This window comes from Gemmiger qucibialis (assembly GCF_027689445.1).
GTDB lineage: Bacteria > Bacillota > Clostridia > Oscillospirales > Ruminococcaceae > Gemmiger > Gemmiger qucibialis.
The window spans coordinates 51,007-66,424 of record NZ_JAQFEN010000001.1; the positions used below are offsets into that span (position 1 = coordinate 51,007).

Here is a 15,418-nt window from a genome sequence, read left to right on the forward strand (position 1 = left end):
CCTCCTTCCCGGTTATCCTGCCTGTTTCTCCTGCAAGCTGTCCCATATGATGGCGGCCGCCGCGCGAAGAATGTTGTTCTCGCCCTGATAGCCTTTCACATACCAGCGCAGGCTGGCGGCACGACGGTCAGCCACCTGTGCCAGCGTCCAACCCTTGCAAGTACCGCAGTCAACGATGACGTTCTGCGCCTGCTCGTAGGTCATCTGCCGGCGGATCTCCTCCATAGGGCTGCTTTGAGTATATGCAGCGGCGGGAGGTTCCTGCTCCAGCACAATGACATTCTGCGGCTGCTCTGCCGGGGTCTGCGCAGGCTGTACGGATTCCCGCACAACAGTCTTGGGCTTTTCCACAACTTCTGCCGTGACCTGTTCGGGAACGGGCATATCGTCTGCCATGATGGCATCCAGCGGGTCAGCCTTGACAGGCTCCTGCGGGGCTGTCTTCACAGTTTCTGGCTGCTTCTGCACAGGTTCTGCGACTTCTACTTTCGTCTGCACAGGCTTGGCATCTGCCGTTTTTACCTGAACAGGCTTTGCAATCTCTACTTTCGCTCCCACCGGCACTTCACTGCCGTATTCCTCTGATTCACTGCCCACATCGGCAAACTGGATGCCGAAGCCTGCATTGGAGAGCGCCGTATCCAGTGCTTCCTCCTGCGCGGCCTCCACATACAGCCCACCGGGCGTTGCATCCAGCGTGCAGTTGGCGACATAGCTGCTCAACGGCTCGGCATCCTCACGGTCACGGTAGACCTTGGCTTCAAAAATCGCCATCTTCTCGGTGATGCGCAGGGCGTTGAGCTTCAGCCGCCCCGTGGGGCATGCCAGCCGGAACCACAGCTTTTTGTACCGCAGATCCAGACGCATCACGTCCTCCCCTGTCTTGCGGGAAATTGTGCGACGCAGGAATTTCAGCGGATCAAAGCCGGGTACATGATTCAGCGCGGCCACAGTGGCGTTGGTGGTGTACAGCATAGGTTCTTGATTCCCTTTCATGGGTAATTTCTCCCTTCATTATTACATTCAGCCGGCCTGTTGCAGTTCCGGCAGTACATTTCGTTCGGTGTGGTAGGCCTTGCAGTACAGGCGGATGCGCTCGCCCAGCATGGTATTGCGCTTGCTGATGTCGGCACGATGGACTGCCATAAACAGGATCGGCTTATGCCCCACAAGGATGACTTTTTTCTTGGCGCGGGTCACGGCTGTATACAATAAATTACGATACAGCATGATTGTGTGTGCCTTGACGATGGGGATAATGACCGTTTCGAACTCCGATCCCATTGCTTTATGAATCGTAGTAGCGTAGGCAAGGTCAACATGCGCCAGTTGTTCCGGCGTGTAAGTCAACTTGCGGTCGCCGCCAAAATCCATCTGCACGAGTCGTTCGCCTTTGCTGCTGGTGGTGATGCCGGTAATAAAACCGAGGTCACCGTTGGACACTTTCTCGGTGTTCTTTGTCTGCATAATGCGGTCATGGACGCGAAACGTGCGGTTACCGATCTTCACTTCTTCCTCGGCGGAACGGAACGGATTGACCCGTTCCCGAATGGCACGGTTAAGCTGCTCGGACGCTGCCTCGCCTTTCTCACGGAACGGCGAAAGGATCTGCACATTCTCGATGCCACGCTCGGCGGCTTCTTTGCAATAAATGTCCTGAATTCGTTTTGCCGACTCAATCTGCGTCGGGCTGTCAACAAACACAAAGTCATTGCCATAGTACAGCTTGGTGCTGCCCTCGTTGATGAACTTCGCATTGTAGGCAATCAGGCCGTCTTTCGACTGGCGGAAGATCCAATCCAGCACGGTAACAGGTACCATTCCGCTGTGAATCAGCTCATAGAACACATTGCCGGCACCCACGCTGGGCAGCTGGTTCGGGTCGCCCACAAGAACAACTCGCGTGTGCTGACTGATGCGCTTGAAAAACTGCTGTGCCAGCCACATATCCACCATAGAAAACTCGTCCACGATGATGAGGTCGGCATCCACGGTTCTGACACGGTCGCCGTCTCCGATTTCTTCCCCCGTACCGAGGCCCAGTGCGCTATGCAGCGTGCGGGCTTCGTCCACGCCGGTACTTTCCGCCATGCGGCGGCTGGCACGGCCTGTGGGAGCCATGAGCGCAAACTTTCCTTTCGGGTGCAGGTTCTTAAACACTTCGATAATGGCTTTTAACACGGTGGTCTTGCCGGTACCGGGCGAGCCGGTGATAATCGTCAGCCCATGCTGGAACGCTGTGCGCACCGCCTGTTCCTGCTTTTGGGAAAGCGTGATGCCCAGACTTTCGCGCACCGATTCCAGCGAGGATTCGATGTTCTCGGCCACGCTGATATAGGCAAGCCGCTCGGCAATCATGCGAGCGGTATCGTCCTCCTGCCCGAACACGCGCGGACTGTACAGGTACTGCTTGTAGGCGACCACTGCGCCGTGCAGAATCATCTGCTGTAAGGTCTCCTGTACTTCCTCGGTGCGGACGCGCTGTTCCGGGATGGGAATGGGCGCGTTGAGCAGCAAGAGAGTTTCTTTCGTCAGGTCTTCAGCAGGCAAGAACAGATGCCCCGATTTGCTGCGGGCATCTTCCAGCGTGTACAGCACTGCGCCTTTGATACGTTCGGTGCTGTGCAGGCGGTTGTCTGTCTTGCGGACGATGCCGTCCACACGCTTGAAGCCGAAGCCGGAGATCTGGCACAGGTCATACGGGCATTTTTTGAGGATGTCCACACACGCCGGGCCGAAGTGCTGATAAATTTTCAGCGCCGTGGCGGGCGTGATCTTGAACGGTCCCAAAAGACTCATAAGATTGCGCAGAACGCGGCTCTCGGCGTAGGATTCCTCAATATCCTTGAGTTTTCCCTCGGTGATGCCGCGGATTTGCAGCAGCTTCTCCGGCGAGTTATCAAGGATATTCAAGGTATCCGGGCCGAACGTGGCGACAATGTCCTCTGCCGTCTTGGGGCCGATGCCCTTGATAAGCCCGGAGCCAAGATACGCCAGCAGGCCGTCCGCTGTCTGCGGAACGATTTCCTGCCACTGCTCGACTTGCAGCTGATAGCCGTACTTGTTCTCCACCCATTCGCCGTCCAGTTCCAGCTCCACCGCCTTGGTGCGGGGCAGTTCGTACCCCACCGCCGTAAAGCGCAGCATGCGGTCGCCGTAATAACGGCCGTTGCAAGCCTGTGGCGGGATGCGCGGGTCGCTGGTCTTGACAACGATGATGGAGAATTTGTTTGCTTCATTGTAAAAAATCGTAGATTCGTAGGTGACACGGCAGCCGGTAATGCCGCGGTGTTCCTGTTCACTGTCGTGCATAGGCACGCTCCCTTCTTTGTCAGGCGGCTTCGTCCGCCGCTTTTGCCTTGATGCTGAACCGCCGCGATTCCGATACCGTGACGTATTCGTCGTAAATATCCGGGTGCAGCAGCTTCAGCTTTTGGAGATTATCTTTCGTGATGCCTGTCCTGCTGACGGGATTGTAGCTGATGGTGTACTGTGTACCGCCGTACTCCCCCATCGCCATGCAGCTGCCGTTGAGTTTGGCAACCATTTGGCCTTTCAGCCGCTGCATTTCTGTGTCCAGCGTTTTGACCCGCGCTTCTACCTGCTGTTTTTGCTCCTGTAAGCGGAGATACCGCAGCATGGTGGTAGACAGGTCGTTGTCCAGCTGGATAGCAGGAACCGTCTTATCCGCAGCACCTAAGCGGCGGCGCAGACTTTCGAGGATCAGGCTGCCGTCCTCGGTGTAGGGCGGCGGGATGCGGGTCAGGATGTGGTCGTGCCAGAACTCGCGTTCCAGATAAACCATCTCCTGCTCGTACTCCCGATCACGGTACAGGTGGCGGATGATGGCTTCGTCCTCATTGTTGCCATAGAGACAGCAATAGAAGATTTCGTCCATGTCCATGACAGCCATGTAATGGCGTCCCTGTGTTTCGTAATAGACGGGAACATATTCCTCGCCGTCCTTCCACCAGTGGTCTTTCGCGTTGTAGTTGGTCGTTTTTATCTCCAGCAGCGCAATTTCCCCATTTGGCAGACGTACAAAGTAGTCCACATCTGCCAGCATGAAAGGATACTGCGGGTGCTGGAACATCTTTTTGATTTGGAATACTTCCAGCCCGGTTTTCTTGGTGAATATCTGCGCGACCAGCGGTTCCAGCAGATGCCCCATTTCCAGCGCCACCCAGTTGCCTGTATCATCGACAGCCGAAGCAATGTTCAGCTTGTCATCGTACAGGTCGCGGGCGGTGCGGAACGGAGAAATGCCGAGGATTGCGGCGACATCGCTGCCGCCTATCCCCTGCCTGCGGTATGCCAGCCATTCCTGCTCGGTGAGGTTTTCGGTGCTGACCAGCACCTTGGGTTCCTGCCGTATGTGCTCCGGCATCCTCAGCCCCTCCTCTCGCGCTGGCGATAGGGGCGCTTGGGCCGGGTGCGCACATTGTACAGCCGATACTGCAAATTGCGCGGGATGGGTCTTGCCTTGCGCGGGCGTGTAATGCGCCGCGCGATTACCTTGGGTCTTGCCTGTTCGTTCATTTTGTGTTCCGCCTTTCCTATATAAAATGTATTTCTCAAAGTCGATTGGCCTTGAAACAAAATAAAAAAGCGAGAATGACCGCAGGCAATGCCTGATGTTCACGGCGAACCGTGAACCACGATCATTCTCGCTATGGTTGGGTGTATTCACCCCGTATAAAAAGAAAAGTGCCGGCAGCGTCCGCCCGATATGGGCAGGACAAGGCTGCTGGCACGAATTGCAAACTAAAACAACGTGTGCGCAAGGCACAAAAATCATTTACAGGTGGAGTATAGCACAAGTCCCCTTTCTCTGTCAAGGCATTGGAGTTCTGTGCAACAAGAATATCTGTCCATTATATGGGACTCGTTATTTGCTAAGAATTTGCTAATTGGACGACCCAAAACCATGGAAACTCACACAGTACTCCAAGGTATCACGCAAGATATATGTCGATAAATAATATCGCTGTTTCGTTGAAAATTCAGCATCAGACAACATGGTTCAAAACGGCGTACAAAGCGGTAAGCCATACTCCTAAGCGTGGGGCCGGAGGTTCAAATCCTCTCTGGGACGCCAGAAAGCACCGCTGCAAGCCTTTTTCGGGGTTTGCAGCGTTTTTTTGTTTCTCCTTCTCCTGGTAATTTCACTTCCGTTACCGGGAGATTTTTATACGCCGCATGATGTATATTTGCTATGAAGAAGATTGCTTACATGGTATAGTTCATATCCAAAGCTGGACTGCTTCGATGGAGGGGCTATGCTTTTTTTAATTGGTGCAGATCATGGATACTGCGAAATAAGAAGAAGGACACGGTAAATTAACCTCCAATCAGCTACCGTGTCCCTGCAAGTCGTCATTGGTTTGTGCAAACGCAAAGAAACGGCGGCTCTGAAAATCAAAGCCGCCGTTTCAAATGGGCGTGTCAAATTGTCTGCTCTACGACGGCTTTTTTTCTTTTGCCGTCGTCCGGCAGAGTATTATTCAATATTTAATTCAATGTTTCCAGTGAAATTCTCACATTCAATGCCAATATAATTTCCACCATCAGGAAGTGTAATTGTGTCACTATAAGTTCCGGTTGCTTCAATCAACGTGACTGCTTCATCAGATCCAGAAATCCAAAATACTTTTGCAGTACCTTCCGTAATCTCCAAGGTGCAATCAATGGACAGCTCCTTACCGGCTTCTCTCTTTATGGAAGTTCCTCCGAACAAATACTCTGTACCTGAAAAGTTCGCATAATCAGCCGTATAAGTCCCTGTATAATCATCAATTCCTTTTTCTTTTTCCCCTTGCAGTGACGATTTCCCTGTCAGTTCTATGGAGCCCGCAGATTGAACAATGTTATTGTAATGATTGAGAATTTCATCTTTTGAACAGCCAGCAAGCATAAAACTTCCCACAAGGACGAATGTTAATGCTAAAACTATTTTCTTCATAAAATCATCACCAGCCTTTCTTTGGAGCTACCTTTTTGGCCTTTTTCTTTGTTTGGGTTGCTTCTCGTTCTTTCATGCACAAAATCAAGATGGCAGAAATAACGACAGCAAGCGCAAGACTGCAAGAACAGGTTCCGATATTCCAGTTGACTGCGGTATCATAGCTGCGGTAGCCTACCATTCCGAGACTTGCGGTAATCGGATAAAGGTTTGCTAATGTCATATTTCCTGCGGCAAACATCCCTCCATATCCATAGACAAAAGCAATGATTACACCGACTAAAAAGCTACCTGCCCTCCGACAAGTAAGAGCGATAATCGGCAGAACCGCAAGATATAAAAAGAAATTAACCGCAGTAATCTGCAAGGCTGCTTTTAGAGCTAAGGAAATCTCAAAGCCGGGAAATCCCACAATCATTTCTGCTATGATTGTAAACAGACTGCATATCAGCCCGAAAATAATAGACAATACGCCGCACACAATCAATTTTCCGGTCAACAGTTTCTTAAAAGAGATCGGCACAGTCAGAATATTTTTCAATGTGTCATCCGTCTGCTCACGAGAAATCATATATCCAGCAATTAGGCTGATACACATCGGAAAAATCATGGACATATTGTTTTTGATGACCTGTTCTGTAAGATAGGCAAAATCCCAAACGGAACCATCATTCGCCATAGAGGTAAACAAGGTCAGCAGGACGGATAGGAGCATGAGTGCAACGCCCGCCCAAAGGATATGATACCTTTTCAATTTATAAAATTCTGTTTTTACAATGCGAACCATGTTTATTCCCCCCTCTGCTTATATAATCTGTCAATCAGTAAGAACGAAACGAATGCCATGATCCCAAGAATGAATACAACTTGAAATGTTGAGGGAATTAGCCCTGTCATTTGCTCCAAGTCCATTTTTATTCCATGAGCCGCCATATCTCCCGCACTCCAAAATGTAGTCAGTGGCGTGGGCAGAAGCCATAACATGGTTTTAGGCAGCGTGTCAAACAATGCCGTAGCACTCATGTTCAGAACGCTGTAAAAGACACACAACAAAATGGAAAAAACATAGGTCTTACTGAAAAAGACAACAAGGACAATCAACGGGAGTGTTCCTGCCGTAATGAAGATCCCCGTTTCAACCGCCAAAAACAGCTTATAACCAATTCCATAAACTTCTAATGTTCCAATTCCGCAAAGAATTGTTGCAATGGTAGAAGCCACACAAAAAACAATTCCAAAAAGAAAGAGGACAATAATCTTTGCAAGCACCATTTGCGTGCTGGTTATGGGAATTGTACGCAGATTTTTGAATGTATCGTTGTCGCGTTCCATAAAGAACAGAATAGCGGCAATCACTCCGATAATGCAGGGCAGTAAAAACTGGATACCATATCCCAACACCATGTTAAATAGTCCGTCGAAAGCATCTGCCCGATCCGTATATCGCTCCATCATAGAGGGCGTTGTCATCAGATAAGTCAGCGGGATTGGAAACAGGAACGCAGCCAAAATAATCAGCGGAATAAATTTCTTCCGTTTCAATTTCAAAAATTCGCATTTGATTAGTTTAAGCAATTCCTTCGCCCCCTGTCACACGCTTGAAGTAATCTTCAAGACTTTCTTCACAGGTATGTGCTTCTGATACCTCCAATCCGTTTTCTACAAAGGCAGTTACAATTTTCCCCACGGGTAGCTCCATATTGTGTAGACGCAGATTGTGGTCGTCTTGTATGGAAAAATGGGTTTCATGGAAATTGCGTTCCAAAATTCTTGCCGCCTGTGCAGTATCCGAAAGCGTAAAACGGATATGCTTACTGCTTTTTTGCTCCAGCTCAGCAAGGCTTTCTTCTTCCAGCAATGCGCCGTGGTCGATAATTCCAATATCGTCAGCCAGCAAGGAAATCTCCGAAAGAATGTGACTGGAAATCAAAATGGTTTTTCCTCGCGCGTCACAAAGCTCACGAATAAAGGAACGTACTTCTGCAATACCGATGGGATCGAGGCCGTTGATCGGCTCATCCAAAATCAAAAGCTCCGGATCGTGCATAACGGCAAGGGCGATGGCAAGCCGCTGCTTCATACCAAGAGAATACTGTGAAAAGAGCTTTTTATCTTTGTAGGGCAGTCCTACCAGATCCAGAGCATCTTTGATGGCATGATTGTTTGGTACGCCCCGCAGAGTAGCAAAGATACGCAGGTTCTCTGTGCCGGTCAGATTGGGATAAAAACCGGGGGACTCAATCAGGCTTCCGATACGGGGCAACAGCTTCTTTTCATTCCCTTGCAAAGACTTTCCCCAGATTTTGACCTCCCCGGAAGTCGGCTTCGTTAAGCCCAACAGCATTTTCATGGTAGTGGTTTTTCCGGCTCCGTTTCTGCCCAGCAGACCGTAAATTCTCCCACGCTTCACATGAATATTTAAGTCAGCCACACTCTTTTGTGAGCCGTATTGCTTCGTCAGATTTTTTGTTTCAATGATATAATTTGTATCCATATTCAAAACCTCCTGTTCTGTAAGGTATTCTATCATGCCAACCTTGCATTAACCTTGCCGCAACCTTGCATTAACCTTGCAATTTGAAATCCAGTAAAATGACAAAGGCTCCCGCCATAAAGACGGGAACCCGCTTAACTCTCCAAAGGAAAAAGCAACATAAATTCAGTTCCTTTTCCCGGCAAACTTTCAACTGTTATATTCCCATCCATCTTTTCTACAAGCTGATGGACAATAGAAAGACCAAGACCGCTTCCTTTTTCAGACCGTCCTTTGTCACACTTATAAAGCCGTTCAAAAATGTGTTTCAAATCTTCCTTCTCAATTCCCACTCCATTATCCGCCAGCAGCAGCTCCATGTTATTTTCCTTCTTTGACAGGGCAATTTTGATTTTGTCTGCATGGCTGTGAGCGATTACATTTTGAATGAGATTATTGACAATCCTCATATAGCTGTCCATATCCAATCTTACCCGGACAGGCTGTTCGGGAATATCAATGTCATAATCAACCTGTTTATCCTCAAAAATCGGTATCCAGTCGATCAGAATATTTCTTGTCAGCTCTGCAACCTCAACGCTCTGGATCTCCAAAGCAAACTCGTTTGAATTTAACTTGAACCAGTCAAAGAGTACATCAATGTATTCTTTCAGATCATGGGCTTTCCGACGGGCGGTTTCAATATAATCATCCCAGTCTTTTCCTGTGACCAGTCCTTTGTGTGCGGCGTCAAGATAGCCGATCAGAGTGGTAAGGGGCGTCCGGACATCATGGGAAAGGCTCGTCATAAGTTGGCGGTTGGTTTCTTCTGTCTGCCGTACAGTTGAAAGTCTGCTTTCATAGGCCACAACGATCTCATTGATTTCATAGGCAAGAGGTGCTGTCAGTTCATTTGTTGCAGACAGAATACGCCGGTTGCCATTTCCGTTTTTCACATCAACCAGCACATCGGTCATTTCTGCGATTTGTTTTTTTACGCGCCGAACGAGAACGATGGAAGTCAATACAGCCACAACAGCAATCACAATGGACAAGGAAACGATGATTTCCATACCAGCTATACCTCCTTATTAAACCGGTAGCCAATCCCTTTGACCGTTTGGATATACTTTGGGCTTGAAGGATTGACTTCTAATTTTTTACGAAGCCGACTGATGATCGCCATAATGTTACTGTCATCATAGAAATATTCTTCACCCCATACTTCCTCATAAATCTGCTGTTTGGTCAAAATTTTTCCTTGATGCTTTGCACAGTACAGGAGCAAATCAAATTCCTTTGGCGGAAGTTCAAAAGTGCCGTTTGCCGTCGTAACAGAACGATTTTCAAGGTCAATTTGCAATCCATCAAAATCCAGTTTTTGCACAGCTCCGGCTTGATGATTAAAACGGGTGTAGCGGCGAATGAGGGACGCAATACGGGCAATCAGTTCGTCCATATCAAACGGTTTTGTCAGATAATCGTCCGCCCCGGCTCGTAAGCCCCGTACTTTAGAAATGCTGTCATTTTTAGATGTGAACATCAAAATCGGCAGACTGTTCTCTTTGCGGATTTCTTCCAGCGTTTCAAAGCCATCCATACCAGGCATCATCACATCCAGCACTACAAGCTGGTATTCCTGCTCTTTTAATTTCTGTAAACCCTCTTTTCCGGTATTACAAAAATCAGCTTCTATGTTTTCTGCTTGTACGCTGCGTTTAATCAAAGCACACAGTTCTCTGTCATCATCTATAATCAGGATTTTATTCATGGCGCAACTCCTTCCCTTGTTTTGTCCTTCCGTCAATCGGCTTTTCTGCGTTCTTTGGGATCAGCCAAACACCAGCCATCTTCACAGCGCCGGGGATGCGCCCAGCAGCGCACAAATAATTTACCTGACGAGGTGTAACATTCCATTTCTGGCTTACTTCTTTTAATGTCATGTAGTTCATTCCGCACCTCCCAAACATATTATATTTCGTTATCTCGAAGAATACAAGGTTTAAGATATGAATTATAAAATGTAAGTAAAACGGATGTCACATCATTTCATACACAAACTATGAAATATAGAATGTATGTGGGTGATGTTGAATGGCGAAAGTTGAAGACTGCCCTGGCTTTGAAACCTTCGGTGCAGATGTAAAGGCTGAACCATTCAAACTCTGGCTTGCGCAGGTCGGCCGTGAACGCATCGAAGAAACGATTGACCCGGAACAGGCAATCGACCGCGCATTAGAGACCTACCAGAAAAAGGGATATGATACAGACTGGATTCATCAGCGGCTGCTTTCTATCCGTGTCCGTAATGAGCTTACCGCTGAATGGCAGGAGCGAGGCGTACAGCAGGGCAAAGAATATATAAAGCAAAAAGAAACGGCGGACCAAGGCCCGCCGTAAAATCGCTAGTATAACTTGACAAACCGGATATTAGCGAGCGCGTACCGCTTTATCCATTGGCCAGGATTTTCTGAGTGCCGCATAGGAAACCAAGAAGTTGGCAAACCATCCTGCCGGCACAGCAAGCCAAACAAAATCAATGCCAAAACGCGGTGCGCAGATCAGTGCCACGGACAGGCGAATCGCAAGGTTTACCATGTTGGCAATGAGGAATGGCCGCATGATTCCGAGTCCGCGCAGAACTCCATCGGTCGCCATTTTAATTCCCATAAAGATAAAGAAGTAACCGAGCCATCTCATATAATCTCCAGACACCTGATAGGCCAGGGCGGTTCCGTCTTTTCCAAGGAACAGCGAAGAAATCTGCATGTGCAGCGTTTCAATGACAAGGAAGGCAAGCGCCGCAAAGCACACATCCAACACCAATGCTGCGTGGTAGCCTTTTTTGATGCGCTGGGGTTTGCCCGCCCCAAGGTTTTGGGAAACATACGGCGAAACTGCATTGCCGATGGACACAAAAATCAGAGAAAAGACATTCTCCACCCGCATCGTCGCCGCATATCCTGCAAGAGCCTGTGTGCCGAAAGGATTTACCACCGCCTGTACGATCATCATACCGATAGACACGGTAGACTGCTGGAGAACCGATGGAACAGCAATCTGAAGCATCGAGCGCAACTCCCGCCCGTCAAACCAGGCAAATGCACTCTTATACCGCCGCATCCGATAGAGGAAAATCAATAGTGAAAACACAGCGGAAATCCCCTGGGCAATCAGGGTTGCCAGTGCTGCGCCAAACACGCCAAGCCCCAGACCGGCTACCATCCAAAGATCCATCACAATATTCAGGATGGATGAAAAGATCAGCAGTCCCAGCGGAATTTTTGATTCACCGATGGAAGTGAACATGGTAGAGAGAATATTGTACATGAACAGAAACGGAAAGCCCACAAAATAGACCCGCAGGTACAGTACCGCTTCCTCCAGAATATCGGCAGGGGTCTGTAATCCGCTCATCATCGCATGAGAAAAGTCAAAGCCAAAGACACCAAGGATGATGCTCAGAAGTAAAAAGCTGATCAGTGATGTAGACACAATGGTTTTCATTTTGCCATACTCTTTGGCACCGAAATAGCGGCTTACAAGCACACCTGCCCCAACACCGGCTCCCAGTGCCACACAAATGAAAACATTCGTCAGGGCTGCACAGGCACCGACCGCCGCCAGTGCGGAGGAACCAACAAACTGACCGACGATAATGGAGTCAGCCATATTGTATACCTGCTGAAAAAAGCTGCCGAGAATCATCGGCATTGCAAAAACCGTCAGCGCTTTCAGCGGCGCATCGGTAATCAAATACTCATCTTTTGACATGATCCTATTCCTCCACAACTTCCTGCTTTTTATCCGAAAGCACAAGCATAGCAAGTGCGATCAATACAATAATTAGTCCTGCAATTGAAAGCACTGTAGGAATTTCTCTAAGGCAATACCGCATAATTCTAAGTGCCGATACGGCGAGCGAGGTGCGGCAGATGCTAAGCCAAAAGCGCAGATAATACTGGATGTCTTATCGAGCATTTTGGCAACGCAGATGCCGTGCCGCAGCCGCCGGAGCGGTGCTTAAGCCGTCAGGCGGGAATTGTGCGGTGTTGCCATAAAAAAGAAAAAGCCAAATACCATTGCTGCAACCGGTTCACAGGAAGACAGAATGGATGCCTTTCCAGCCTCCATATGATCCAGTGCTACTGTATAAAAAGCATACGGGCACACTGCAGTACACAAAGAATGCATCAGCATAACCTGAAATAAATTTGTTTGATATTCCCGTGAAAAAGCCCATCAAAAGCTCCTATGTACGTGAAAAAGCCGGACAAGGGACAGACATCTCAGTCTGCGCCTTATCCGGCTGTTGTTTCCACGAACAACTTGCCCTCCGAGCGAACTTTCGAAATTATAGCATGGGTGTGAGCAAATGTCAATGGATTTTCGTACAGCAGAAAATCTCCAAAGAAGTTGTGCGAACCCCGCAGTTAGGGCAACACCGCACAATTCCCGCCTTGCGGCTTAAGCACCGCTCCGGCAGCTGCGGCACGGCATCTGCGTTGCCAAAATGCTCGATAAGACATCCAGTATTATCTGCGCTTTTGGCTTGGCATCTGCCGCACCTCGCTCGCCGTATCGGCACTTAGAATTATGCGGTATTGCCTTAGAACTTTTCAAATTCGTTTTGGGAATCGTCCGTGATCGTTACAATATTGTCCTTGAGCTTTTTCAGGTTACGAGCCATTTTTTTGCTTTTCAGGCGTCTTTTTCTTTTTATCGTGCGGCGGCTGTTATTTGCCGGTATCGCTCGCAACAGCATCGGCAATCAGCTTTTCCAGCGTAGCCATATTGGCCTCCTGATCAATGCCGCCCATGATCGGCTCCCCAACGATGTTGCCCTGACGGTCCACAACACAGGTTGTGGGGAAAGCCATGATGCCCAGTGCAAACTTGCCGGCCTCGCTGTCAGGATCAAAGTAGATATTGCGGAAGGATGCGCCTGCTGATTCCAGAATTTTCTTAGCGGTGGCGATATTGTCCGCGTTGCCGTCCAGCGTCTCGGTATTGACGCCGATGACCTCGCCGCCCTGCTCCTTGATGCGCTGGTTGAGTGCGTCAAGGTCATCCATCTCATCCACGCAGGGCTTGCAGCCGCTGAACCAGAAGTTTACAACGGTGAACGCATTGTTGGCAAACAGGCTGCTGTCAACGCTGTTGCCATCAAGGTCCTTGCCCTCAAACTGTGGGAAGGTGCTGCCGTTCTCCGCTGCGCTCTGGCTGGTGGCTTCATCCTGAGGAAGGGCTGTGATCTGATTTTCGATTTCCCGGATCTTATCAGCGTCCGCTTTGAGGGAGGCGTACTCTTCCTCGGTGAACTGATCCTTCGCGTTATCCACGGCATCCATAAGGAAATCGCCGTAATTGTTGTTGAGGGTGGTCTGTGTCACATTTTTGTCCATCGAGGCAAAAACCTTTTCCCACAGTTCATCGTTCGCGGTCAGAATATCGTTTTCCTCTGCCAAAAGCTGCTCCTCGGTTTTGGTCTGTGCGTCGGAGGCTGCTTCACTGCCGGCGGTGGAGGCTGTTTCACTGCTGGCGGTGGAGGCCGCTTCGCTGCCGGCGGAGGTGCCTGCCTGCTGGCTGCCGCAGGCGGCGAGGGAAAATACCAGAACCAGGCTGGTCAAAATTGCTGCAATTCGTTTCATACTCAAATCTCCTTACTGTTATCTGCCTTATCGCCAAAGCCGTACTGATAGTGTATCGCCTTGGTCGGGCAGGATTTTATACACATACCGCAGCGGATACACTCCGCGTGGTTTGGCGTCTTGGTAATATCCACATCCATCTTGCAGGCCCGCGCACAGGCACCGCAGGATACGCACTTATCGGTGTCCACCCGCATCTGGAAAAGAGATACACGGTTCATGACCGCGTAAAAGGCCCCCAGCGGGCAGAGCCACTTGCAAAATGGGCGGTAAAACACCACACTGGCAACAACGACCGCCAGCAGGATACAGAGCTTCCAGCTGAACAGCTTGCCGAGCGCGGCGCGTATCCCTGCATTGGTCAGCGAGAGGGGGATTGCGCCCTCCAGCACACCCTGCGGGCAGAGATACTTGCAGAAGAACGGATCACCCATTCCCATCTCATTGACAACAAACGCAGGCAGCAGCACCACCATGATGAGCAGCACGGCGTATTTCAGATATCGCAGCGGCTTCAGACGCTTGGTGGAGCGCTTGGGCGATGGGATCTTATGCAAAAGCTCCTGCAGCCAGCCAAACGGGCAGAGAAAGCCGCAGATAAACCGTCCCAGCAGCACCCCCAATAAAATCAGGATGCCGGTAATATAATAGGAAAATCGGAATTTTGACGAGCCGACCACTGCCTGAAACGAGCCGATCGGGCAGGCCCCCGCCGCACCCGGGCAGGAGTAGCAGTTCAGCCCCGGCACACATACTGTTTTGCCCTTGCCCTGATACAGAACACCCTTGGCAAAATTCGGCAGGTGAATGTTTGTCAGCAGCGCTGCGCCTGCTTGAAACCAGCCCCGGAAACGGGCCAGAAAAGAACCATTTTTCTTATCCAATGCCAACACACTCCATACACAACCGGATAGCCTTTGCCAACACCGTATCTGCCTCCCCACGCCAGATGCCGAAGCCGATCATCAAAACGGCGGCCAACAGCAGCGCCGACTGGGCGATTGCTTTTTTGTTTATCATTTGCGGTTGCCCCTTTCTGCTTGATGAGAACAGTATACACCCACCGATATAAAATTTCTGCTAAGAAAAAATTAGCACAGACTTTATCGAAATCTGCTATAATGACTATTATAGAGGTATCGCTGCCGTGCTTTTGCCTTGTGCAGCGCCAAAAAACATCTTAGGCAATACCGCACAATTCCCGCCTAACGGCTTAAGCACCGCTCCGGCGGCTGCGGCACGGCATCTGCGTTGCCAAAATGCTCGATAATGTCGGGTTGCGGTACCCGCATCGTGCTTCGGGGGCAAAAGCCCCTCGCACTCTGCGACCGC

At 49.7% G+C, this 15,418-nt stretch carries 15 protein-coding genes and 1 pseudogene; 1 reads left to right on the plus strand and 15 read right to left on the minus strand.

The genetic code is table 11. The features are described 5' to 3' along the window. Nucleotides 1-12 precede the first annotated feature (12 nt). The 10 genes from PG062_RS00235 to PG062_RS00280 all read right to left on the minus strand — a co-directional run bounded on the left by PG062_RS00235 (nt 13) and on the right by PG062_RS00280 (nt 10,387). Nucleotides 13-996, minus strand: coding sequence for a hypothetical protein (locus tag PG062_RS00235; RefSeq protein WP_270750490.1), 984 nt, complete (start codon nt 994-996; stop codon nt 13-15). 27 nt (nt 997-1,023) lie between these two features. Further along, a complete protein-coding gene (gene recD2 / locus PG062_RS00240) occupies nt 1,024-3,312 on the minus strand; it encodes an SF1B family DNA helicase RecD2 (protein WP_270750491.1) in 2,289 nt (762 codons plus the stop codon). Between the two features lie 19 nt (nt 3,313-3,331). Beyond that, on the minus strand, nt 3,332-4,387 hold the full coding sequence (locus PG062_RS00245; protein ID WP_270750492.1) for a YqaJ viral recombinase family nuclease: 1,056 nt from the start codon (nt 4,385-4,387) through the stop codon (nt 3,332-3,334). A gap of 1,113 nt (nt 4,388-5,500) precedes the next feature. Then, nucleotides 5,501-5,962 carry a hypothetical protein gene (locus tag PG062_RS00250; protein ID WP_029732360.1) on the minus strand — a complete coding sequence of 154 codons (462 nt, stop codon included), beginning with the start codon at nt 5,960-5,962 and terminating at the stop codon, nt 5,501-5,503. A 7-nt stretch (nt 5,963-5,969) separates the two neighbouring features. After that, complete coding sequence (locus PG062_RS00255; protein ID WP_002594767.1) at nt 5,970-6,749, minus strand: ABC transporter permease; 780 nt, start codon at nt 6,747-6,749, stop codon at nt 5,970-5,972. A gap of 2 nt (nt 6,750-6,751) precedes the next feature. After that, nucleotides 6,752-7,537 carry an ABC transporter permease gene (locus PG062_RS00260; RefSeq protein WP_270750493.1) on the minus strand — a complete coding sequence of 262 codons (786 nt, stop codon included), beginning with the start codon at nt 7,535-7,537 and terminating at the stop codon, nt 6,752-6,754. Beyond that, nucleotides 7,530-8,456, minus strand: a complete 927-nt coding sequence (locus PG062_RS00265; protein ID WP_117485112.1) for an ABC transporter ATP-binding protein — start codon at nt 8,454-8,456, stop codon at nt 7,530-7,532. Before PG062_RS00265 ends, PG062_RS00260 begins: the two co-directional genes overlap by 8 nt. 134 nt (nt 8,457-8,590) lie before the next feature. Further along, complete coding sequence (locus tag PG062_RS00270; protein ID WP_270750494.1) at nt 8,591-9,508, minus strand: sensor histidine kinase; 918 nt, start codon at nt 9,506-9,508, stop codon at nt 8,591-8,593. A 5-nt stretch (nt 9,509-9,513) separates the two neighbouring features. Then, on the minus strand, nt 9,514-10,206 hold the full coding sequence (locus PG062_RS00275) for a response regulator transcription factor (protein ID WP_270750495.1): 693 nt from the start codon (nt 10,204-10,206) through the stop codon (nt 9,514-9,516). Then, entirely contained in the window at nt 10,199-10,387 is a 189-nt protein-coding gene (locus tag PG062_RS00280; protein WP_270750496.1) for a helix-turn-helix domain-containing protein, read from the minus strand. Before PG062_RS00280 ends, PG062_RS00275 begins: the two co-directional genes overlap by 8 nt. Before the next feature lie 193 nt (nt 10,388-10,580). On the opposite strand from PG062_RS00280, the pseudogene PG062_RS00285 reads away from it, so the two are divergent. Then, a pseudogene (locus PG062_RS00285) lies at nt 10,581-10,796 on the plus strand (phage antirepressor protein); the annotation flags it as partial. A gap of 69 nt (nt 10,797-10,865) precedes the next feature. Here the strand turns inward: PG062_RS00285 and PG062_RS00290 are convergent. The 5 genes from PG062_RS00290 to PG062_RS00305 form a co-directional block, all read right to left on the minus strand. Beyond that, nucleotides 10,866-12,209: an MATE family efflux transporter gene (locus PG062_RS00290; protein ID WP_270750497.1), complete on the minus strand. Its 1,344-nt coding sequence runs from the start codon at nt 12,207-12,209 to the stop codon at nt 10,866-10,868. A 249-nt stretch (nt 12,210-12,458) separates the two neighbouring features. Then, nucleotides 12,459-12,635, minus strand: a complete 177-nt coding sequence (locus tag PG062_RS15845; protein ID WP_408611375.1) for an EamA family transporter — start codon at nt 12,633-12,635, stop codon at nt 12,459-12,461. 536 nt (nt 12,636-13,171) lie between these two features. Continuing rightward, entirely contained in the window at nt 13,172-14,086 is a 915-nt protein-coding gene (locus tag PG062_RS00295; RefSeq protein WP_270750499.1) for a TlpA disulfide reductase family protein, read from the minus strand. A gap of 2 nt (nt 14,087-14,088) precedes the next feature. Then, nucleotides 14,089-14,970: a 4Fe-4S binding protein gene (locus PG062_RS00300; RefSeq protein ID WP_270750501.1), complete on the minus strand. Its 882-nt coding sequence runs from the start codon at nt 14,968-14,970 to the stop codon at nt 14,089-14,091. Beyond that, nucleotides 14,963-15,106 carry a CD1871A family CXXC motif-containing protein gene (locus PG062_RS00305; protein WP_114001286.1) on the minus strand — a complete coding sequence of 48 codons (144 nt, stop codon included), beginning with the start codon at nt 15,104-15,106 and terminating at the stop codon, nt 14,963-14,965. Before PG062_RS00305 ends, PG062_RS00300 begins: the two co-directional genes overlap by 8 nt. Between the last annotated feature and the right edge of the window lie 312 nt (nt 15,107-15,418).